The following is a 21,013-nucleotide window of genomic DNA, read 5'->3' on the forward strand; positions in this document are numbered from 1 at the left end:
TCGGCCGGGCAGGCTCTGGGCGCTCAGTCGTCGTAGCGGGCGGCGAGGGCGGCGGGCATGGGTTCGTGACGCAGGTAGGCGCGGGAGAACTCGGCGGTGCCGTGGGTGAGTGAGCGCAGGTCGATCGGGTAGCGGACGAGTTCGAGCTCGGGGACCTCGGCGCGCAGCAGGGTCAGGCCCGGGCCGCCGGTCTCGGTGCCGAGGACGCGGCCGCGGCGCGCGGAGAGGTCGCCGAGGACGGCGCCGAGGTAGCCGTCGGGCAGCAGGACGGTGACGGCGGCGACGGGTTCGAGCAGGCGGATGACCGCGTGTTCGGCGGCGTCGCGCAGGGCCAGGGCGGCGGCGGTCTGGAAGGCCGCGTCGGAGGAGTCCACGGAGTGGGCCTTGCCGTCGGTGAGGGTGACCCGGACGTCGACGAGCGGGTGGCCGGTGACGACGCCCTTGGCGAGTTGGGCGCGCAGGCCCTTCTCGACGGAGGGGATGAAGTGCTTGGGCACGGCGCCGCCGACGACGTGTTCCTGGAACTCGAAGCCGGAGCCGGCCGGGAGGGGTTCGACCTCCAGGTCGCAGATGGCGTACTGACCGTGGCCGCCGGACTGCTTGACGAGCCGGCCGTGGCCGGCGGCGGCGGTGCCGAAGGTCTCGCGGAGGGCGACTTTGGGTTCGACGGTGTCGACGTGGACGCCGTGCCGGGTGCGCAGGCGGTCGAGGACGACCTCGGCGTGGGCCTCGCCGGTGCACCAGAGGACTAGCTGGTGGGTGTCGGGGTTCTGTTCGAGGCGCAGTGCCGGGTCCTCGGCGGTGAGGCGTGCGAGGGCCTGGGAGAGCCGGTCGTCGTCGGCCTTGCCGTGGGCCTCGACGGCGATCGGGAGCAGCGGCTCGGGCAGGCGCCAGCCGTCGAGGTCCACGGGGTGGCCGGGGTCGTGGACGGTGTCGCCGGCGCGGGCGGTGGTGAGTTTGGCGACGCAGACGAGGTCGCCGGCGACGGCGTGCGGGACGGGCCGCTGGAGCTTGCCGAACGGGCTGGTGAGGGCGGTGACGCGTTCGTCGCCGTTCTGGTCGGCGGTGTGGGCGGGGCCGGACAGGTGGATCCGGGTGTCGGGCCGCAGGGTGCCGGCGTACACGCGCAGCAGGCTGATCCGGCCGACGTAGGTGTCGCCGGTGACGCGGACGACCTGGGCGGCGAGCGGGGCGTCGGGGTCGCAGTCGGGGGCGGGGCGGGTGCGTTCGGTGGGGTCGGGGAAGGTGTGGACGACGAGGTCGAGGAGTTCCGCGGCGCCGAGGCCGTTCTCGCTGGTGGGGACGGCGGGGTGGAGGGTGCAGCTGAGGACTTCGCGGCGCAGGCCGGCTTCGAGGGCGTCGGTGTCGAGGGTGTCGCCGTCGAGGTAGCGCTCCATGAGGGTGTCGTCCTGGCCGGAGATCGCTTCGACGAGGCTGTCGTGGGCGGGGCCGGTGTCAGGCGGCGGGGTGGCCCGGCCGTAGGTGTCGCCGGTGAGCAGGTCGATGCTGCCGTCGGGGTGGCCGTCGTGCAGGACGGGCAGGAAGAGCGGGCGGAGGGTGTCGGGGCCCAGGTCGAAGGCGTCGTGGCAGGCGCTGAGGATGTCGTCGAAGCCGGTGCGGGCGAGGTCGAGCTTGGCGACGGCGACGGCGCGCGGGATGCCTTCGGCGGCGCATTCGCGCCAGAGTGCGCGGGTGGGGGCGGTGACCGGGTCGGTGGCGGAGACGACGAAGACGGCGGCGTCGGCGGCGTGCAGGGCGGCGCGCAGGTCGGCGGTGAAGTCGGGGTGGCCGGGCGGGTCGATCAGGTTGATCTTGACGCCCTTCCATTCGAGTGGGAGCAGCGAGAGCTGGACGGAGCGCTGTTGCTGGTGCTCGATGTCCTCGTGGTCGGAGACGGTGGTGCCGTCGGTGACGCGCCCGGCCCGGCCGGTGGCGCCGGCGGCGAGGGCGAGGGATTCGGCGAGGGTGGTCTTGCCCACACCGCTGGAGCCGATGAGGACGACGTTGCGCAGGTCCCGGGGGCCGGTGACGGCGGGTGCCTGGGCGGCTCGTGCCGTGCTGCGGTCGGGCATCGGGGTCTCCTCCCCTCGCGCCGGGGCTGTCTTTCGAAAGTGTAGGTGCGGGTCTCGGGACGGCGCGTGTCGTGCGGCCGCCCGGTGACCGTCCGTGTGCGCGGGTGCGGCTGGTGTGTCGTCGGGCGGTGCGTGCGACGGAGCGTGTCCCCGGCCTGGCTACGATGGGTGCGCCGGGCGGGCTGATCCGTCCGGCCGTCTGCCGCGCGTGTTGCGCCAGGCGGGTACCAGGAGATTCGGAGCGGTCGGGAAGGCCATGCTCAACAAATACGCGCGTGCCTTCTTCACACGTGTTCTGACCCCGTTCGCCGCGTTCCTGATCCGGCTGGGCGTGAGCCCGGACGCCGTGACGCTGATCGGTACCGCCGGTTCGGTGGCCGGTGCGCTGGTGTTCTTCCCGCGTGGGGAGTTCTTCTGGGGCACCATCACGATCACGCTGTTCATCTTCTCGGACCTGGTGGACGGGAACATGGCCCGCCAGCTGGGTCGGAGCACCAGATGGGGGGCGTTCCTGGACTCCACGCTGGACCGGGTCGCGGATGCGGCGATCTTCGGCGGGCTGGCGATGTGGTACGCGGGCAAGGGGGACGACAACCTGCTGTGCGCGGTGGCGATCTTCTGCCTGGCGAGCGGTCTGGTGGTGTCCTACACCAAGGCGCGGGCGGAGAGCCAGGGGCTGCCGTGCGACGTGTCGGGGCTGGTGGAGCGGGCCGAGCGGCTGGTGGCCAGCCTGGTGGCGGCCGGGGTCGCGGGTCTGCACAAGTTCGGGGTGCCGTACGTGGAGTGGCTGCTGCCGGTGGCGCTGTGGCTGGTGGCCGCGGGCAGCCTGGTGACGGTGTTCCAGCGGATGCTGACCGTGCGCCGGGAGGCGTTCGAGGCCGACCGAGCGGCGGCCGGGAGCTGATGGGGGGAGTCCTGCGGTGACGGACCGACTGGTGTACTGGGCGTACGCGCTGGGCTGGGCGGTGCTGAAGCACCTGCCGGAGCGGGTGGCTCGGGGCCTGTTCGACGGGCTGGCGGACTACGCCTGGCGGCGGCGCGGCAAGCGGGTGCTCCAGCTGGAGGCGAACCTGCGGCGGGTCCGTCCCGGACTGGACGAGGCGGGGATGCGGGCGCTGTCCCGGGCCGGGATGCGCTCGTACCTGCGGTACTGGATGGAGTCGTTCCGGCTGCCGGTCTGGAGCCCGGACCGGGTGGCCCGGGACGTCCAGGCGGAGGGCCTGGAGAACCTGCGGGCGCCGATCGAGGCCGGGCGGGGTGCGATCATCGCGCTGCCGCACATGGGCAACTGGGACCTGGCGGGCACCTGGGTGGCGCAGCAGGGCTTCCCGTTCACCACGGTCGCGGAGCGGTTGAAGCCGGAGCGGCTGTTCGACCGGTTCGTGGAGTTCCGGGAGGGCCAGGGCATGGAGGTCCTGGCGTTGACCGGTGGTGGGGTGAACGTGATCGGCACCCTGGCGCGACGGCTGCGCGAGGGTCGGCTGGTCTGCCTGGTGGGGGACCGGGACCTCTCGGAGGCGGGCGTCGAGGTGTCGTTCTTCGGGGAGGCGACCCGGATGCCGGCCGGTCCGGCGGCGCTGTGCCAGCGGACCGGGGCGGCGCTGCTGCCGGTGACGCTCTGGTACGACGGCCCGGTGCTGCGGGCGTGGATCCACCCCGAGGTGCCGGTGCCGCAGGAGGGCGACCGCAAGGAGCGGACGCAGGCGATGACGCAGGCGCTGGCGCAGGTGTGGGAGCAGGGGATCCGCGAGCACCCCGAGGACTGGCACATGCTGCAGCGGTTCTGGCTGGCCGACCTCCCGGTCCGTGAGACGGTGGGGGAGGCGGCCGGACCGCGTCCCGAGGCGGCCCGGGCGGCCGCGCCGGATCCGGTCGGCGAGCCGGCGGCGGAGGCGTCCGGGTCCTGAGCCCGGGCCTCGGGGCCGGGAGCCGACGTCCGGGCGCCGAGCCCTGGCCGCCCCGCCGGTGTCTGTCGGTGTCTGCGCAGGAGCATTCCGAAGGAGCATGAGGAACCCGTGAAGATCGGCATCGTCTGCCCGTACGACTGGGACGTCCCCGGCGGGGTGCAGTTCCACATCCGGGACCTGGCCGAGCACCTGATCAGCCTGGGCCACGAGGTGTCGGTGCTGTCGCCGGCCGAGGACGAGGAGGCGCTGCCGCCGTACGTGGTCTCGGCCGGGCGGGCGGTGGCGGTGCCGTACAACGGGTCGGTGGCGCGGCTGAGCTTCGGCGTCCTGTCGGCGGCGCGGACGCGGCGGTGGCTGCACGAGGGGCGGTTCGACATCCTGCACGTGCACGAGCCGGCCGCGCCGAGCGTGTCGATGCTGGCCGCCTGGTCGGCGTCCGGGCCGATGGTGGGGACGTTCCACACCTCCAACCCGCGCTCGCGGGCGATGATCGCGGCCTCGCCGATCCTGCAGCCGGGCCTGGAGAAGATGCGGGCCCGGATCGCGGTGTCGGAGTACGCCCGGCGGACGCTGGTGGAGCACCTGGGCGGGGACGCGGTGGTGATCCCGAACGGCGTGGACGTCGGCTTCTTCGCGGAGGCCGAGCCGGACCAGCGCTGGAGCGGCGGTGCGAGGGACGGCGAGCCGGGCACGATCGGCTTCGTCGGTCGGATCAACGAGCCGCGCAAGGGCCTGCCGACGCTGCTGGCGGCGCTGCCGACGATCCTGGCGGAGCGGCCGGGCGTGCGGCTGCTGGTGGCGGGCAAGGGTGACGAGGAGGAGGCCGTCGCGGGCCTGGCGCCGGAGGTCCGCCGGCAGGTGGAGTTCCTCGGCATGGTCAGCGACCGGGACAAGGCCCGGCTGCTGCGCAGCGTGGACCTGTACGTGGCGCCGAACACCGGCGGCGAGAGCTTCGGGATCATCCTGGTCGAGGCGATGTCGGCGGGCGCACCGGTGCTGGCCAGCGACCTCGACGCGTTCAAGCAGGTGCTGGACGGCGGGGAAGCGGGCGAGCTGTTCCCGGTGGAGGACGCGGACGCGCTGGCCCGGACGGCGCTGCGGCTGCTGGGTGACCCGGCGCGGCTGGAGGAGCTGCGGAAGGCGGCCTCCCGGCACGTGCGGCGGTTCGACTGGTCGACGGTCGGCGCGGACATCCTGGCGGTGTACGAGACGGTGGCGTCGGGGGCCGCGGCGGTGGTCGAGGAGGACGTGCGCAGCGGCCGGCGCGGCCGGTTCGGGCTGGCCCGGGACTGAAACCGGTCGGCCGGGACTTTCCGGGGCGTCGGCGGGGTTAGGGTCGGTCGACCGTAACGGGCGTGACGCATGGGGGCACCGATGCCGCAGATATCCGTCGACTACTCGCCGAGCCTGGCCGGCTCCTTCGACCGCCGGGCGCTGGGCGTGGCGATCAACCGGCTCGCGGTGCGGACGATCGACGCGAAGCCGGAGGCGTGCAAGACGCTGTTCCGGCAGAACGACGACGTCGTGGTGGGGGAGGGCGAGGGGGTCGACGCGCAGCTGTACGTCGAGTTCCAGATCTTCCCCGGCCGTACGCCGGAGGCCAAGGCGGCGCTCAGCGAGGGCGTGCTGGCGCTGCTGGCCGAGCACGTCGCGCCGGCGCCGGGCACCCGGCTGCACACCGCGGTCCACGTCGCCGACATCGACCGTGACGCTTACCGCAGCACGAGCGCGCAGGGGTGAACCGGTGACACCCGGTAGCGTTGCGCCCCGTGACTACCTGGATCTGGGCCGGCGTGGCCGTGGTGCTCTTCGGCATGTACCTGAGTTGGACGGCCGGTCGGTTGGACCGGCTGCACGCCAGGATCGACGCCGCACGGGCGGCACTGGACGCGCAGCTGGTCCGTCGCGCCTCGGTGGCGATGGAGCTGGCCACCTCCTCGCTGCTGGACCCGGCGGCCTCGCTGCTGCTGCTGGACGCGGCGCACGCGGCCCGGCAGGCGGAGGACGAGCAGCGTGAGGTGGCGGAGAGCCAGCTGAGCCTGGCGCTGCGGGCGGTGCTCGCCGAGCCGGAGCAGGTGGCGGCACTGGTGGCCGAGCCGGGCGGCGAGGACGCGGTGCGGGACCTGACGGCGGCGGTGCGCCGGGTGCCGATGGCCCGCCGGTTCCACAACGACGCGGTGCGGGCGGCCCGGGCGGTGCGCGAGCACCGTCTGGTGCGGTACTTCCGGCTTGCCGGGAAGGCGCCGTTCCCGATGGCGTTCGAGATGGACGATGCCGCGCCGCCCGCTCTCACGCCCGAGGGAGCGCCCGCCTAGGCTGTGCTCGGATACGGCCCGTTTGTCGCATCCCGTCGTCCGGGCTGGACTTGGTGGCGCATGGTCGGGTCACCCGTTCCGCCTACCATAGGGCGATAGCACTGGTTCATCTTCGAGTGAGGTCTCACGTGTCCACCACCCCCACCACCGCAGACCAGCCGCAGATCGGCACCGCCCGGGTGAAGCGCGGCATGGCCGAGCAGCTCAAGGGCGGTGTGATCATGGATGTGGTCAACGCCGAGCAGGCCAAGATCGCCGAGGACGCCGGCGCGGTGGCCGTCATGGCTCTGGAGCGGGTTCCGGCCGACATCCGCAAGGACGGCGGCGTGGCCCGCATGTCCGACCCCAACATGATCGAGGAGATCATCGAGGCGGTCTCCATCCCGGTGATGGCCAAGTCGCGGATCGGCCACTTCGTCGAGGCCCAGGTCCTCCAGTCGCTCGGTGTCGACTACATCGACGAGTCCGAGGTGCTGACCCCGGCCGACGAGGTCAACCACTCCGACAAGTGGGCCTTCACCACCCCCTTCGTCTGCGGCGCCACCAACCTGGGCGAGGCCCTGCGCCGCATCGCCGAGGGCGCGGCCATGATCCGCTCGAAGGGTGAGGCCGGTACCGGCAACGTCGTCGAGGCCGTCCGCCACCTGCGCCAGATCAAGAACGAGATCGCCAAGCTGCGCGGCTTCGACAACAACGAGCTGTACGCCGCCGCCAAGGAGCTGCGCGCCCCGTACGAGCTGGTCAAGGAGGTCGCCGAGCTCGGCAAGCTGCCGGTCGTGCTGTTCTCCGCCGGTGGCGTGGCCACCCCGGCCGACGCCGCGCTGATGCGCCAGCTCGGTGCCGAGGGCGTCTTCGTGGGCTCCGGCATCTTCAAGTCGGGTGACCCGGCCAAGCGCGCCGCCGCCATCGTGAAGGCCACCACCTTCTTCGACGACCCGAAGATCATCGCGGACGCCTCCCGCAACCTCGGCGAGGCCATGGTCGGCATCAACTGCGACACCCTGCCGGAGACCGAGCGCTACGCCAACCGCGGCTGGTAATCGCCCGCGACCGCTGTGCCGGCCCGCCGCAGCGCCCTCGGCGCGCGGCGGGCCGCGCCACGTACTTCCGTAGAACGATCGAAGAGGTTGAAGACCGTGAGCACTCCAGTCATCGGCGTTCTCGCCCTGCAGGGCGACGTCCGCGAGCACCTGGTCGCGCTGGCCGAGGCCGACGCGCTCGCCCGTCCGGTGCGCCGTGCCGAGGAGCTGGCCGAGGTCGACGCGCTGGTCATCCCCGGTGGGGAGTCCACCACCATGTCCAAGCTGGCGCTGCTGTTCGGCGTGATGGACCCGCTGCGCGAGCGGGTCGCCGCCGGGATGCCGGTGTACGGCACCTGCGCGGGCATGATCATGCTGGCCGACAAGATCCTGGACGGCCGGGACGACCAGGAGACCGTCGGCGGCATCGACATGACGGTGCGCCGCAACGCCTTCGGCCGCCAGAACGAGTCCTTCGAGTCCGGGATCGCCTTCCAGGGCCTGGACGACGCGCCGGTGCACGGCGTCTTCATCCGCGCACCCTGGGTCGAGGGGGTCGGCGCGGGCGTCGAGGTGCTGGCGGAGCTGCCCGCCGCGGACGGTCCGGAGAGCCGGATCGTGGCCGTGCGCCAGGGCAACCTGCTGGCCACCTCCTTCCACCCGGAGCTCACCGGCGACCACCGCGTGCACGCCTACTTCGTCGCGATGGTCGAGGAGCACCTGGCGGGCAAGTAGGCCGTGTTGACCGTGTGCGCCTCACCGGTGACGACACCGGTAAGATCTCATCTGTTTCATTTCCCTTTGGCGACGTAAAGGAGCTGGCGATGTCCGGCCACTCTAAGTGGGCTACCACCAAGCACAAGAAGGCCGTGATCGACGCCAAGCGCGGCAAGCTCTTCGCCAAGATGATCAAGAACATCGAGGTGGCGGCGCGCACCGGCGGTCCCGACCCGGCCGGCAACCCGACCCTCTACGACGCCATCCAGAAGGCGAAGAAGAGCTCGGTCCCGATCGACAACATCAACCGCGCCGTCAAGCGCGGTGGCGGCCTGGAGGCCGGCGGCGCCGACTACCAGACCATCATGTACGAGGGCTACGGCCCGAACGGCGTCGCGGTCCTGATCGAGTGCCTCACCGACAACCGCAACCGCGCCGCCTCCGACGTGCGCGTCGCGATGACCCGCAACGGCGGCTCGATGGCCGACCCGGGTTCGGTGTCGTACCTGTTCACCCGCAAGGGCGTCGTGATCGTCCCCAAGGCTGACGGCGTGGACGAGGACAAGCTCTTCGAGGTCGTCCTCGACCAGGAGCCGGAGGAGATCAACGACCTCGGCGACTCGTTCGAGATCGTCTCCGAGGCCTCCAAGATGGTCGCCGTGCGCACCGCGCTGGTGGACTCCGGCGTCGACTACGACTCGGCCGAGGCCAACTTCCTCCCGAGCATGCAGGTCGAGCTGGACGTCGACGGCGCCCGCAAGATCCTCAAGCTGATCGACGCGCTGGAGGACAGCGACGACGTGCAGAACGTCTTCGCCAACTTCGACATCTCCGACGAGGTCGGTGCGCAGCTCGACGCCGAGTGATCCTCGCCGACCGCTCCCGGTGGAGCGGTTGCGTGGGAGTGATCGTCGGTGAGTGATCGTTCTCACCGTCCGGCCCGGTGGTCCCAGGACCGCCGGGCCGGTGTCGTCGGTCGGGTTGTCGGACCCGGACGGTAGCCTTCGCAGGTCGGAGACGAGAGGCGGGGCTGTGGTACGGGTACTGGGCGTGGACCCGGGGCTGACCAGGTGCGGGATCGGCGTGGTCGAGGGTGCGCCGGGCCGGCCGCTGCGGATGGCCGGGGTCGGCGTGGTGCGCACCCCCGCCGAGGCCGAGATCGGGCCGCGGCTGCTGCTCGTGGAGCAGGGCATCGAGGGCTGGCTCGACGAGCACCGGCCGGACCTGGTCGCCGTCGAGCGGGTGTTCGCCCAGCACAACGTCCGGACGGTGATGGGCACCGCCCAGGCCAGCGCGGTCGCGATGCTCTGTGCGACGCGGCGCGGCATCCCGGTCACCCTGCACACTCCGAGCGAGGTCAAGGCGGCCGTCACCGGCTCCGGCCGGGCCGACAAGGCGCAGGTCACGGCCATGGTGCAGCGCCTGCTGCGGCTGGACGCCCCGCCCAAACCGGCCGACGCCGCCGACGCGCTGGCGCTGGCCATCTGCCACATCTGGCGCGGCGGGGCGACGAACCGCCTGGAGGCCGCGGTACGGGCGGCCCGCGCCACCCCCCTGAAAGGAAGCAGCCGGTGATCGCCTTCGTGCAAGGGCCCGTGGCGGCCATCTCCTCCGGGCTCGCCGTGGTCGAGGTCGGCGGGGTCGGCATGGCCGTGCAGTGCACGCCGAACACGCTGGCCGGGCTGCGGCTGGGTGAGCCGGCCCGGCTCGCGACCTCGCTGGTGGTCCGGGAGGACTCGCTGACCCTGTTCGGCTTCGCGGACGACGACGAGCGCGCCGTCTTCGAGATCCTGCAGGCCGCGCCGGGCGTCGGCCCGAAACTGGCGCAGGCGATCCTCGGCGTGCACAGCCCCGACGCGCTGCGGGCCGCGGTGGCCGGCGGCGACGAGAAGGCGCTGGTGGCCGTCCCCGGCATCGGGAAGGCGAAGGCGGCCAAACTGCTGCTGGAGTACAAGGACAAGCTCGGCGCCCCGCACGGCGCGGTGCCGGCGCAGAAGCCGATCGCGGCCGGCCCCGCTCCCTGGAGCGAGCAGCTGCACTCGGCACTGACCGGTCTCGGCTACGCTCCGCGCGAGGCGGACGAGGCGGTCGTGGCCGTCACACCCGAGGCGGAATCCCAGCAGACGCCGGACGTCGGCGCGCTGCTCCGGCTCGCCCTGCGCGGCCTCAACCGGTCCCGCTGAAGCCCGCCAAAGCCATCTGACGATCTGTCCTCTTGTCGACATTGGAGCCTGCAGCACGTGAGCGAGCGAAGCGGGGAGGGCGGATGAGCGAGCGGAGCGAGCTCACGGTCGAGAGGTGCGCGTGGGCGAATGCCCCTGCCGGGCGAAGCGGGGAGGGCGGATGAGCGAGCGGAGCGAGCTCACGGTCGAGAGGTGCGCGTGGGCGAATGCCCCCGCCGGGCGAAGCGGGGAGGGCGGATGAGCGAGCGGAGCGAGCTCACGGTCGAGAGGTGCGCGTGGGCGAATGCCCCCGCCGAGCGAAGCGAGGAGGGCGCATGAGTCCGTACGACGCGGACCCGGTCGACCGGCTGGTGACGGCCGCCGCCGACGGTGAGGACCAGGCGGTCGAGGCGGCGCTGCGCCCCAAGCAGCTGGACGAGTTCATCGGGCAGGAGCGGGTGCGCGAGCAGCTGTCCCTGGTGCTCCAGGCGGCCCGCAAGCGCGGCAGCGCGCCCGACCACGTGCTGCTCAGCGGGCCGCCCGGACTCGGCAAGACCACCCTTTCCATGATCATCGCCGCCGAGCTGGGCGCCCCGATCCGGATCACTTCCGGCCCGGCCATCCAGCACGCGGGGGACCTCGCGGCGATCCTCTCCTCGCTCACCGAGGGTGAGGTGCTCTTCCTCGACGAGATCCACCGGATGTCCCGGCCGGCCGAGGAGATGCTCTACATGGCGATGGAGGACTTCCGGGTCGACGTGATCGTCGGCAAGGGCCCGGGCGCCACCGCCATCCCGCTGGAGCTGCCGCCCTTCACCCTGGTCGGCGCCACCACTCGGGCCGGTCTGTTGCCGCCCCCGCTGCGCGACCGCTTCGGCTTCACCGGGCACATGGAGTTCTACGCCCCGGTCGAGCTCGAACGCGTGGTGCGCCGCTCGGCCGCGCTGCTGGACGTGGAGATAGACCCGGCCGGCGCCGCCGAGATCGCCGGCCGCTCGCGGGGGACCCCGCGCATCGCCAACCGGCTACTGCGCCGGGTCCGCGACTTCTCGCAGGTGCGGCACGACGGCCTGGTCACCGCCGAGATCGCCGCCCGGGCGCTGGACGTCTACGAGGTGGACGCCCGCGGTCTGGACCGGCTGGACCGCGCGGTGCTGGACGCCCTGCTGCGGCTGTTCGGCGGCGGTCCGGTCGGTTTGTCGACACTCGCGGTCGCGGTGGGGGAGGAGTCCGAGACGGTCGAGGAGGTCGCCGAGCCCTTCCTGGTCCGGGAGGGCCTGCTCGCCCGGACCCCGCGTGGGCGGATCGCCACCGCGGCCGCCTGGCAGCACCTCGGGCTGACGCCTCCGGTCCAGACCACTCGGGGCGCCGTGCCGGCCCAGTCCGAGCTTTTCCCGGCCGACGAGGGCTGAACGGGTGATCGGCGTCCACCGGTTCCCGCCGGGCGCCGACACACCGCCCCGGTGAGCGGTCCGCGCGCGAGCCGGGGGAGAAGTCCGGGGAAACAGTGCAGGCGGAGGGTCGCCACTTTCGGCGGCAGGATGCGATGCTTGGCGTTGTCCGATCAGTTCGGGGTCGCCTAGACTCCGCCGGACCGCCCCGCTCACCTGACGGGCCGACCATTACCACACAGGCCGCCGGTCGGCGGCCCGTAAAGGACCCTGGCTGCAGTGAACTTCATCATCCTTCTCCTCCCGATCATCGCGATCGTGCTCATGTTCCGGTCGCAGAAGAAGCGCCAGCAGCAGATGCAGCAGATGCAGACGGCGCTGGAGCCAGGGGCGGGGGTGCGCACCATCGGCGGCCTGTACGCCCGGGTGAAGGCGGTCAACGAGGAGACCATCGAGCTGGAGATCGCGCCCGGCGTGGTCACCCACTTCACCAAGAGCGCGGTCGCGGCCGTCCTGGACCCCCAGGAGTACGACGCGATCATCAACGGTCGCCCCGCCGATGACGAGCTGCCCGAGCCGGAGGCCGAGGACGCCGACCCGGTCGAGGACAAGCCGCTGACGCTCACCAAGGACGTCGCCGAGAAGAGCGATGTCGAGGGCGGGGCTCCCGCGAGCAAGTAGTACGGTCGGGCACCAGCCCGGCCGCGCGGCGCAGTGCCGCGAGCCCACAGGACCTCAGGGCCGCAGAACCGCCATGCCCCCGTCCCGCCACAAGCCGGACGGGGGTCCGGTCGGGGAGGTGGCATGGACAGGGAGAAACGAGCAAGGTGGCAACACCCAAGTCGCGCCCGCGCGACGGCTACCCAGGGCGGGCGCTGGCCCTCATCCTGGTCGTCACCGTCGGACTGGTCGCCCTCATGTTCGGGACGGGCCACACCAAGCCCCGGCTCGGGATCGACCTCGCCGGCGGCACCAGCATCACGCTGACCGCGAAGTCGACCGACCCCAAGGCGATCAACAAGTCCAGCATGGACATCGCCACCGGGATCATCGAGCGTCGCGTCAACGGCATGGGTGTCTCCGAGGCGGAGGTCCAGACCCAGGGTGACAACACGATCATCGTGAACATCCCCAAGGGTGGCGACCGGCAGAACGCGGCGGACCAGGTGGGTACCACCGCCAAGCTGTTCTTCCGCCCGGTCCTCGCGGTGGCGCCCAGCGGCTTCACGCCGCCCGCGCCCACCGCCTCCCCCTCGACCGGTGCCACCGGCACCCCGGGTGCGACCCCGTCCGCGGGCGCCACCGCCTCGCCCTCGGCCGGCGCCAGCGCCGCCGCCGGTACGCCGAGCGCCACCAAGCAGGGCCGCGCGGTCGGTGAGGCGCTGGCCGCCGAGGGCAGCAGCCCGAGCGCCGCCGCCACGGGCGCGAGCACCGCCCCGAGCGCCGCCACCGGCACGCCGTCGGCCGCCGCCACACCGCCCAGCGCCGCCGACGTCAGCGCCGCGATGACCCAGGGCACCGTGCCGCCGGAGCTGTCCGCGGCCTTCGCCGCCCTGGACTGCACCAAGCCCGAGGTCCGCGCCGCCCAGACCGGCGCCGAGGACAAGGCCGTCCTCGCCTGCTCCCAGAAGCCGGAGAACGGCTACTACGAGAAGCTGGCCCTCGGCCCCGTCGCCGTGAAGGGCTCGGACGTCTCCAAGGCCCAGCCCGGCCTGGACACCCAGACGGGTGCCGGCTGGCAGGTCCAGCTGCAGTTCAACGGCACCGGCACCGACGCCTTCACCAAGGTCACCGGCCAGCTGGCCACCCAGGCGCCGCCGAACAACCAGTTCGCGATCGTGCTGGACAACCAGGTCGTCTCGCACCCGGAGGTCAAGAACGCGATCCCCGGCGGCAGCGCCGTGATCACCGGCCGCTTCACCCAGACCGAGGCGCAGGACCTGTCCAACGTGCTGGGCTACGGCGCCCTGCCGCTGGAGTTCGCCAAGGGCGACATCACCACCGTCTCCCCGGCGCTCGGCAGCGACCAGCTGGAGGCCGGCCTGATCGCCGGCGCGATCGGCATGCTGCTGGTGGTCCTCTACTCGCTGGTCTACTACCGCGGCCTCGGCCTGGTCTCGATCGCCGGTCTGCTCGTCTCGGCGGCCCTGACCTACTCGATCATGAGCCTGCTCGGCGCCGGGATCGGCTTCGCGCTGAACCTGCCGGCGGTCTGCGGCGCGATCGTCGCGATCGGTATCACCGCCGACTCCTTCATCGTCTACTTCGAGCGCATCCGCGACGAGGTCCGCGAGGGCGCCCCGCTGCGCCCGGCGGTCCAGCGGGCCTGGCCGCGCGCCCGGCGCACCATCCTGGTCTCGGACTTCGTGTCCTTCCTCTGTGCCGCCGTGCTCTACGTGGTCTCGGTCGGCAAGGTCCAGGGCTTCGCGTTCACCCTCGGTCTGACCACCGCGCTCGACGTCGTGGTGATCTTCCTCTTCACCAAGCCGCTGATCACGCTGCTGGCCCGGCGCAAGTTCTTCTCCGACGGCCACCCGTGGTCGGGCCTGGACCCGAAGCGGCTGGGCGCCCGCCCGCCGCTGCGCAGCAGCCGTCGCCGTAGCCCCTCCTCTGCCGCCGTGAAGGAGGCCTGACACCGTGTCACGCTTCTCCAATCTGGGTCACCGGCTCTACCAGGGCGAGGTCAGCTTCGACTTCGTCGGCCGCCGCAAGGTCTGGTACTCCATCTCCGGCGTGATCGTGCTGATCGCGGCGATCGGTCTGGCCATGGGCCTGCACCTGGGCATCGAGTTCAAGGGCGGCTCGGTCTACACCGTGAGCAAGCCCGGGCTGACCGTCTCGCAGGCGCAGGAGACGGCGGACAACGTCGTCTCCTCGCACCCGCTGGTGCAGTCGACCGACAACGGCAAGATCCGCATCCAGGTCAGCGTCGAGGAGCAGAAGAGCTCGGACGAGATCCGCGCCCAGCTCTCCGAGAAGCTCGCGGTGCCGCTGGACACCGTCGAGGCCCAGGTGATCGGCCCCAGCTGGGGCAAGCAGATCTCCCAGAAGGCGCTCACCGGCCTGATCGTCTTCATGGTCCTGGTGACGATCTACCTGGCGATCGCCTTCGAGTGGCGGATGGCGGTGGCCGCCCTGGTCGCGCTCATCCACGACCTCCTGATCACCATCGGCGTGTACGCCCTGGTGGGCTTCGAGGTCACCCCCGGTACGGTGATCGGCTTCCTGACCATCCTCGGGTACTCGCTCTACGACACGGTCGTCGTCTTCGACACCGTGAAGGAGAACACCAAGGGGCTCACCAAGCAGAACAGGCTCACGTACAGCGAGGCGGCCAACGCGGGCCTCAACCAGACCCTGGTGCGTTCGCTCAACACCACCGTGGTCGCCCTGCTCCCGGTCGCCGCGCTGCTGTTCATCGGCGGCGGCCTCCTGGGCGCCGGCACGCTGAACGACATCTCGCTCGCGCTGTTCATCGGCCTCGCGGCCGGTGCCTACTCCTCGATCTGTGTCGCCACCCCGCTGCTGGCGCAGCTCAAGGAGGAGCAGCCGGAGATGAAGGCGCTGCGCAAGCGGGTCCTGCAGCACCGGGCCGCGGCCGCCGCCAAGGCCGCGGGGGACGCGGCTCCGGAGGGCGAGGAGATCGCGGACGAGGATCTGCCTGCGGGTATGGTCGGTCAGCGCGGCCGGGCGGCCGGCACCACGCGTGCCAAGGGCCGTCCGTCCACCAAGCGCTGAACCGACCCGACCGTAAGGACAAGCCGTGACCACCGCCGACACCACCCTGGCCGACCTGCTGAACAGCAGGATCCGGGACGTCCCGGACTACCCGAAGCCGGGTGTGCTGTTCAAGGACATCGCGCCGCTGCTCGCCGACGCCGACGCCTTCAGCGCCCTCACCAGGGCACTGGCGGACCGGGCGCAGGCGCTCGGGGCGACCAAGGTGGTGGGCCTGGAGGCGCGCGGCTTCGTGCTGGCGGCTCCGGCGGCCTTCGCGGCCGGACTCGGCTTCGTGCCGATCCGCAAGCAGGGCAAGCTCCCCGGCGCGGTGTTCCGGCGCTCGTACGAGCTGGAGTACGGCTCGGCGACGCTGGAGGTGCAGTGCGACGCCTTCGCACCCGGTGAGCGGGTGCTGGTGGTGGACGACGTGCTGGCCACCGGTGGCACCATAGGCGCCTCGCTGGACCTGGTGAAGGAGGCCGGCGCCGAGCTGGCGGGCGTCGTGGTGCTGATGGAGCTGGGCTTCCTGGACGGCCGGGAGCGGCTGGCCGGGCACCTGAACGGCGCCCCGCTGGAGACGCTGGTCACGGTCTGAGGGACCTGAGCGCAGGGCGGTGGTCGGATCATCCGACCGCCGCCCTTCCGTTTCCGGGCCGGGCGGATGAACACCGGGGCGCCCGGCTCGGTACCATGAAGATTCATCCCCTCCCGGTTGCGTCGCACCGTACGGGCCGCGGCAGGGGTAGGCCCCGGTGCCCCGAGGAGAGTCCTTGCCCGACGAGGTTGTGCCCACGGCCGAAGCGGCCGCCCCCGACGACCGTCCCACGCCCTCGGGGGCCACCCCGGCACGCCCGGCGCCGACCTCCTCGCGACCGATCGGCCCCACCGGCCGCGGCTCCTCCTCGGGCGGCATGCGCGCCCGCCTGGCCCGCCTCGGCGGTCAGCGCACCAGCGTGCTCAACCCCGTCCTGGAACCGCTGTTCCGGTCGATCCGGGCGAACGACCCGAAGGCCGACCCGGCGCTGCTGCGGGACATCGAGCGGGCCTACGCCGTCGCCGAGAAGTGGCACCGCGGGCAGAAGCGCAAGAGCGGCGACCCGTACATCACCCACCCGCTGGCGGTGGCCACCATCCTGGCCGAGCTGGGTATGGACGCCCCGACCCTGATGGCCGGGCTGTTGCACGACACCGTCGAGGACACCGACTACGGCCTGGAGACCCTGCGCAAGGACTTCGGCGACTCGGTGGCCCTGCTGGTGGACGGCGTCACCAAGCTCGACCGGGTCAAGTTCGGCGAGGCCGCGCAGGCCGAGACCGTCCGCAAGATGGTCGTCGCGATGGCCAAGGACCCGCGGGTCCTGGTGATCAAGCTGGCCGACCGCCTGCACAACATGCGCACGATGCGCTACCTCAAGCGGGAGAAGCAGGAGAAGAAGGCCCGCGAGACGCTGGAGATCTACGCCCCGCTGGCGCACCGGCTGGGCATGAACACCATCAAGTGGGAGCTGGAGGACCTCGCCTTCGCGATCCTCTACCCCAAGATGTACGACGAGATCGTCCGGCTGGTCGCCGAGCGCGCCCCCAAGCGCGACGAGTACCTGGCGACCGTCATCGACCAGGTCCAGGGCGACCTGCGCGGCGCCCGGATCACCGCCTCCGTCACCGGGAGGCCGAAGCACTACTACTCGGTCTACCAGAAGATGATCGTCCGGGGCCGGGACTTCGCCGAGATCTACGACCTGGTGGGCATCCGGGTCCTGGTCGACACCGTCCGCGACTGCTACGCGGCGCTGGGCACCATCCACGCGCGGTGGAACCCGGTGCCGGGGCGGTTCAAGGACTACATCGCGATGCCCAAGTTCAACATGTACCAGTCGCTGCACACGACGGTGATCGGCCCCGGTGGCAAGCCCGTCGAACTCCAGATCCGCACCTTCGACATGCACCGCCGGGCCGAGTACGGCATCGCCGCGCACTGGAAGTACAAGCAGCGCGCGGTGGCCGGCGCGTCCAAGGTCCGCACCGACACCCCGACCCAGGTCCGCAAGGACGACAAGGCCGGCGCCGTCAACGAGATGGCCTGGCTGCGGCAGCTGCTGGACTGGCAGAAGGAGACCGCCGACCCGGGCGAGTTCCTGGAGTCGCTCCGCTTCGACCTGGCCAGCAACGAGGTCTTCGTCTTCACGCCCAAGGGGGACGTGATAGCCCTGCCGGCCGGTGCGACCCCGGTCGACTTCGCCTTCGCGGTGCACACCGAGGTCGGCTACCGGACGATAGGGGCCCGGGTCAACGGGCGGCTGGTGCCGCTGGAGTCGACGCTGGAGAACGGCGACGCCGTCGAGGTGTTCACCTCCAAGGCGGAGAACGCCGGCCCGTCCCGGGACTGGCTGGGCTTCGTCAAGTCGCCGCGCGCCCGCAACAAGATCCGCGCCTGGTTCTCCAAGGAGCGCCGCGAGGAGGCGATCGAGCACGGCAAGGAGGCGATCGTCCGGGCGATGCGCAAGCAGGGCCTGCCGATCCAGCGGATCCTGACCGGCGACTCGCTGGTCACCCTGGCCCACGAGATGCGCTACCCCGACATCTCCTCGCTCTACGCCGCGATCGGCGAGGGCCACGTCGCCGCGCAGAACATCGTCCAGAAGCTGGTCCAGGCGCTCGGCGGCGAGGAGGGCGCCACCGAGGACCTCGCCGAGACCGCGACCCCGACGCACGACAACCGCCGGGCGGTGCGCCGCCGGGCCAAGGGCGATCCGGGCGTGATCGTCAAGGGCGTCGAGGACGTCTGGGTCAAGCTGTCCCGCTGCTGCACCCCGGTGCCGGGCGACCCGATCGTCGGCTTCGTGACCCGCGGCAACGGCGTCTCGGTGCACCGCGCCGACTGCGTCAACGTCGAGTCGCTGAGCCAGCAGCCGGAGCGGATGATCGACGTCGAGTGGGCGGCCACCCAGTCCTCGGTCTTCCTGGTGGCCATCCAGGTCGAGGCGCTGGACCGCTCCCGGCTGCTCTCGGACGTCACCCGGGTGCTCTCGGACCAGCACGTCAACATCCTCTCGGCGGCGGTGCAGACCTCCCGCGACCGGGTCGCGATGAGCCGCTTCACCTTCGAGATGGGCGACCCGAAGCACCTCGGCCACGTGCTCAAGGCCGTGCGCGGCGTCGAGGGCGTGTACGACGTCTACCGCGTGACCTCGGCCCGCAAGTAGCACCGCACGCGAAAGGCCCCCGGGAGCCGGGGGCCTTTCGCGTGCAACGGGCCTGGACGGTCAGCCGCTGAACTCCTCCTGGCTCTTGTGCGCCTGCTCCAGCAGGGTCTGCACGCCGGCCAGCTCGTTCTCCAGCTTGGCGATCCGGCCGGCGTTCCCGGCGGCGCGGGCCTTGGCCAGGTCGGCCTGGATCTTGTCGGCCTTCGCCTGGAACAGGCCGACCATGCCGGCGGCCCGGGCCTTGGCCTCCGGGTTGGAGCGCTTCCACTCGGCGTCCTCGGCCTCGCGGATGGCCCGCTCGACCGCGTTCAGCCGGCCGTCCAGCTTCGGACGGGCGTCGCGCGGCACGTGCCCGATCGCCTCCCAGCGCTCGTTGACCTCGCGCAGCGCGGCCTTGGCGGCCTTCAGGTCGGTGATCGGCAGGATCGCCTCGGCCTCGACGGCCAGCGCCTCCTTGAGCTTCTGGTTGGCCACCTGCTCGGCGTCCCGCTCGCTGAACACGGCGGAACGGGCCTGGAAGAAGACGTCCTGCGCGCCGCGGAACCGCGCCCACAGCTCGTCCTCGACGTCCCGCTGGGCCCGGCCGGCGGCCTTCCAGCGCGCCATCAGGTCGCGGTAGCCGGCCGCGGTGTCGCCCCACTCGGTGGACGAGGACAGCGCCTCGGCCTCGGCGACCAGCGCCTCCTTGGTCTGCCGGGCCTGCTCGCGCTCGGCGTCCAGGGTCGCGAAGTGCGCCTTGCGGTGCTTGGAGAAGACCGAGCGGGCGTGCGAGAAGCGGTGCCACAGCTCGTCGTCGCTCTTGCGGTCCAGCCGGGGCAGGCCCTTCCAGGTCTCCACCAGGGCGCGCAGCCGGTCGCCGGCCTCCCGCCACTGGGTGGACTCGGCGAGCTGCTCGGCCTCGGAGACCAGGGCCTCCTTGGCGGTGCGGGTCTCGTCCTGGGCCTTGGCGCGGGCGGCCTTGCGCTCCTCGCGCCGGCTCTCGATCTCGCCGGCGAGCGTGTCCAGCCGCTTGGCCAGGGCGTCCAGGTCGCCGACCGCGTGCCCCTCGGTCACCTGAGCGCGCAGGTGGTCCAGCGCGGCCTGGGCGTCCTTCGCGGCCAGGTCGGTGGTGCGCACCCGCTTCTCCAGCAGGCCGATCTCCACCTCGATGCCCTGGTACTTGCGCTCGAAGTAGGCGAGGGCCTCCTCGGGCGAGCCGGCCTGCCAGGAACCCACGACGCGTTCGCCGTCGGCCGTCCTGACGTAGACCGTGCCCTGCTCGTCGACACGGCCCCACGGGTCGCTGCTCATAGCGCGTCCTCCACATGACGTCGCGCCCGCGCCGGGGCGGCGCGCGTCCGTCGTCCACAGTTGATGTGCGGCGGACCGATGAGTCCGCCGTCCCCGTCCGCCGTGTCTTGCTGCCGAGGGTGACGGCTAGGCGGGTCCGGGCACCCTATACAACGCCAACATAGGCGACCAGCCCCGGTGCTGTCCGCATCCGGGCCGGGCGATTTCGGGCCGGGGCCGCGCGAAGGCGCCGCGGGCGCCTTTCACGGGCGGCCCCGGGATCGGTCAACCCTTCGTGGTGGTCACCGAGTTGAAGGTGACGTCGGCCATCGGGTGGCCGTCCGGGGCGCCCTCCAGGGTGCCCGCGGCGGCGATCTTCTGGACCACGTCCAGGCCGCCGGTGATCTTGCCGAAGGGGGTGTAGCTCGGGGGCAGGTTGGTGTCCTTGTAGACCAGGAAGAACTGGCTTCCGTTGGTTCCCGGGCCGGAGTTGGCCATCGCCACGGTGCCCGCCGGGTAGGTCGCGCCGGTCAGGTTCTCGTCCGCGAACTTGTAGCCGGGGCCGCCGGTGCCGCCCGGGACGGTCGCGCTGGCGGTCGGGTCGCCGCACTGCAGCACGAAGATGCCGTCGGTGGTGAGCCGGTGGCACTTGGTGTGGTCGAAGTACTTCTCGCCGGACAGGAAGGCGAAGGAGTTCACCGTGTGCGGGGCCTTGGCCGCGTCGAGCGCGATCGTCACCTTGCCGCAGTTGGTCTCCAGCGTCGCGGTGTACGAGGCGCCCGTGTCGACCGACATCGCCGGCTCGGCCTGCCACTGCTTGCCGTTCGGCGCACCCGGCGCCGGGTCGGCGCAGCCCTCGACCGGCTTGCGGGTCGGGCTGGTCGGCTCGGTGCTCTGGGACGCGGCCTGGGCGGACTTGTCCTTGCCGTCCGAGCTGAACGCACCGGTGCCGACCAGCGCGCCGCCGCCGGCCAGCACCACGACGGCGAGCGAGGCGCCCAGGATCGTGTTGCGGCGCCTGCGCGCGGTCCGCGCCGCGTTCCGGCGCTCCATCTGGCGCTCGTACTTCTCGCGGGCGAGCTGCCGCCGCCGCTGTTCGCTGCTGACCACCGGCCGTGTCTCCTACGGATGTGCTGGAAAAGTGGATGGATACCGAAGCGGATCATCGCATCCATCGGCGGCCAAGTGTAGGGACCGGGCCCGTAAGAACGCGGTGAACCTGCCGGTGCGAACCGCGC

General features: G+C 72.1%; 19 protein-coding genes. 16 read left to right on the forward strand and 3 right to left on the reverse strand.

The genetic code is table 11. The annotated features are described in order from the left end of the window. Positions 1-23: 23 nt before the first annotated feature. Entirely contained in the window at positions 24-2,072 is a 2,049-nt protein-coding gene (locus tag ACIO5E_RS13050; protein WP_400666716.1) for an elongation factor G-like protein EF-G2, read from the reverse strand. 256 nt (positions 2,073-2,328) lie between these two features. On the opposite strand from ACIO5E_RS13050, the gene pgsA reads away from it, so the two are divergent. The 16 genes from pgsA (at position 2,329) to ACIO5E_RS13130 (ending at position 18,506) form a co-directional block, all read left to right on the forward strand. After that, complete coding sequence (gene pgsA, locus ACIO5E_RS13055) at positions 2,329-2,976, forward strand: phosphatidylinositol phosphate synthase (protein ID WP_280682988.1); 648 nt, start codon at positions 2,329-2,331, stop codon at positions 2,974-2,976. A gap of 16 nt (positions 2,977-2,992) precedes the next feature. Next, positions 2,993-3,979 (forward strand): phosphatidylinositol mannoside acyltransferase, encoded by a 987-nt coding sequence (locus tag ACIO5E_RS13060; RefSeq protein WP_400666719.1) that lies wholly within the window; start codon positions 2,993-2,995, stop codon positions 3,977-3,979. A gap of 108 nt (positions 3,980-4,087) precedes the next feature. Then, complete coding sequence (locus tag ACIO5E_RS13065; RefSeq protein WP_400666721.1) at positions 4,088-5,272, forward strand: glycosyltransferase family 4 protein; 1,185 nt, start codon at positions 4,088-4,090, stop codon at positions 5,270-5,272. 81 nt (positions 5,273-5,353) lie between these two features. After that, complete coding sequence (locus ACIO5E_RS13070; RefSeq protein WP_400666723.1) at positions 5,354-5,719, forward strand: 5-carboxymethyl-2-hydroxymuconate Delta-isomerase; 366 nt, start codon at positions 5,354-5,356, stop codon at positions 5,717-5,719. A gap of 74 nt (positions 5,720-5,793) precedes the next feature. Next, a complete protein-coding gene (locus ACIO5E_RS13075; protein WP_400667075.1) occupies positions 5,794-6,294 on the forward strand; it encodes a hypothetical protein in 501 nt (166 codons plus the stop codon). A gap of 128 nt (positions 6,295-6,422) precedes the next feature. Continuing rightward, positions 6,423-7,334, forward strand: coding sequence for a pyridoxal 5'-phosphate synthase lyase subunit PdxS (gene pdxS / locus ACIO5E_RS13080; RefSeq protein ID WP_063346811.1), 912 nt, complete (start codon positions 6,423-6,425; stop codon positions 7,332-7,334). A 96-nt stretch (positions 7,335-7,430) separates the two neighbouring features. Beyond that, positions 7,431-8,048, forward strand: a complete 618-nt coding sequence (pdxT, locus tag ACIO5E_RS13085; RefSeq protein WP_400666726.1) for a pyridoxal 5'-phosphate synthase glutaminase subunit PdxT — start codon at positions 7,431-7,433, stop codon at positions 8,046-8,048. Positions 8,049-8,137: 89 nt separating this feature from the next. After that, complete coding sequence (locus ACIO5E_RS13090) at positions 8,138-8,896, forward strand: YebC/PmpR family DNA-binding transcriptional regulator (protein WP_280682976.1); 759 nt, start codon at positions 8,138-8,140, stop codon at positions 8,894-8,896. 166 nt (positions 8,897-9,062) lie between these two features. Then, positions 9,063-9,605, forward strand: coding sequence for a crossover junction endodeoxyribonuclease RuvC (gene ruvC / locus ACIO5E_RS13095; protein WP_280682974.1), 543 nt, complete (start codon positions 9,063-9,065; stop codon positions 9,603-9,605). After that, complete coding sequence (gene ruvA / locus ACIO5E_RS13100) at positions 9,602-10,213, forward strand: Holliday junction branch migration protein RuvA (protein WP_400666729.1); 612 nt, start codon at positions 9,602-9,604, stop codon at positions 10,211-10,213. The genes ruvC and ruvA overlap by 4 nt, the downstream gene beginning before the upstream one ends. Before the next feature lie 314 nt (positions 10,214-10,527). After that, positions 10,528-11,604 (forward strand): Holliday junction branch migration DNA helicase RuvB, encoded by a 1,077-nt coding sequence (ruvB, locus tag ACIO5E_RS13105; protein WP_400666731.1) that lies wholly within the window; start codon positions 10,528-10,530, stop codon positions 11,602-11,604. A 258-nt stretch (positions 11,605-11,862) separates the two neighbouring features. Further along, entirely contained in the window at positions 11,863-12,264 is a 402-nt protein-coding gene (gene yajC / locus ACIO5E_RS13110; RefSeq protein WP_400666733.1) for a preprotein translocase subunit YajC, read from the forward strand. A 146-nt stretch (positions 12,265-12,410) separates the two neighbouring features. Continuing rightward, the gene (gene secD, locus ACIO5E_RS13115) at positions 12,411-14,216 is read left to right on the forward strand and encodes a protein translocase subunit SecD (RefSeq protein WP_400666735.1); all 1,806 of its coding nucleotides are present in this window, start codon (positions 12,411-12,413) and stop codon (positions 14,214-14,216) included. Between the two features lie 4 nt (positions 14,217-14,220). After that, positions 14,221-15,321: a protein translocase subunit SecF gene (gene secF, locus ACIO5E_RS13120; RefSeq protein ID WP_400666737.1), complete on the forward strand. Its 1,101-nt coding sequence runs from the start codon at positions 14,221-14,223 to the stop codon at positions 15,319-15,321. A gap of 25 nt (positions 15,322-15,346) precedes the next feature. Beyond that, the gene (locus ACIO5E_RS13125) at positions 15,347-15,898 is read left to right on the forward strand and encodes an adenine phosphoribosyltransferase (protein ID WP_400666739.1); all 552 of its coding nucleotides are present in this window, start codon (positions 15,347-15,349) and stop codon (positions 15,896-15,898) included. A gap of 190 nt (positions 15,899-16,088) precedes the next feature. Then, positions 16,089-18,506 (forward strand): RelA/SpoT family protein, encoded by a 2,418-nt coding sequence (locus ACIO5E_RS13130; protein ID WP_400667077.1) that lies wholly within the window; start codon positions 16,089-16,091, stop codon positions 18,504-18,506. 60 nt (positions 18,507-18,566) lie between these two features. Here the strand turns inward: ACIO5E_RS13130 and ACIO5E_RS13135 are convergent, their stop codons facing one another. Next, on the reverse strand, positions 18,567-19,796 hold the full coding sequence (locus tag ACIO5E_RS13135; RefSeq protein ID WP_400666741.1) for a DUF349 domain-containing protein: 1,230 nt from the start codon (positions 19,794-19,796) through the stop codon (positions 18,567-18,569). A gap of 264 nt (positions 19,797-20,060) precedes the next feature. Further along, positions 20,061-20,885, reverse strand: coding sequence for a peptidylprolyl isomerase (locus ACIO5E_RS13140; protein ID WP_400666743.1), 825 nt, complete (start codon positions 20,883-20,885; stop codon positions 20,061-20,063). Between the last annotated feature and the right edge of the window lie 128 nt (positions 20,886-21,013).

Origin of the sequence: Kitasatospora sp. NPDC087314 (assembly GCF_044744365.1) — a bacterium.
Taxonomy (GTDB): domain Bacteria; phylum Actinomycetota; class Actinomycetes; order Streptomycetales; family Streptomycetaceae; genus Kitasatospora.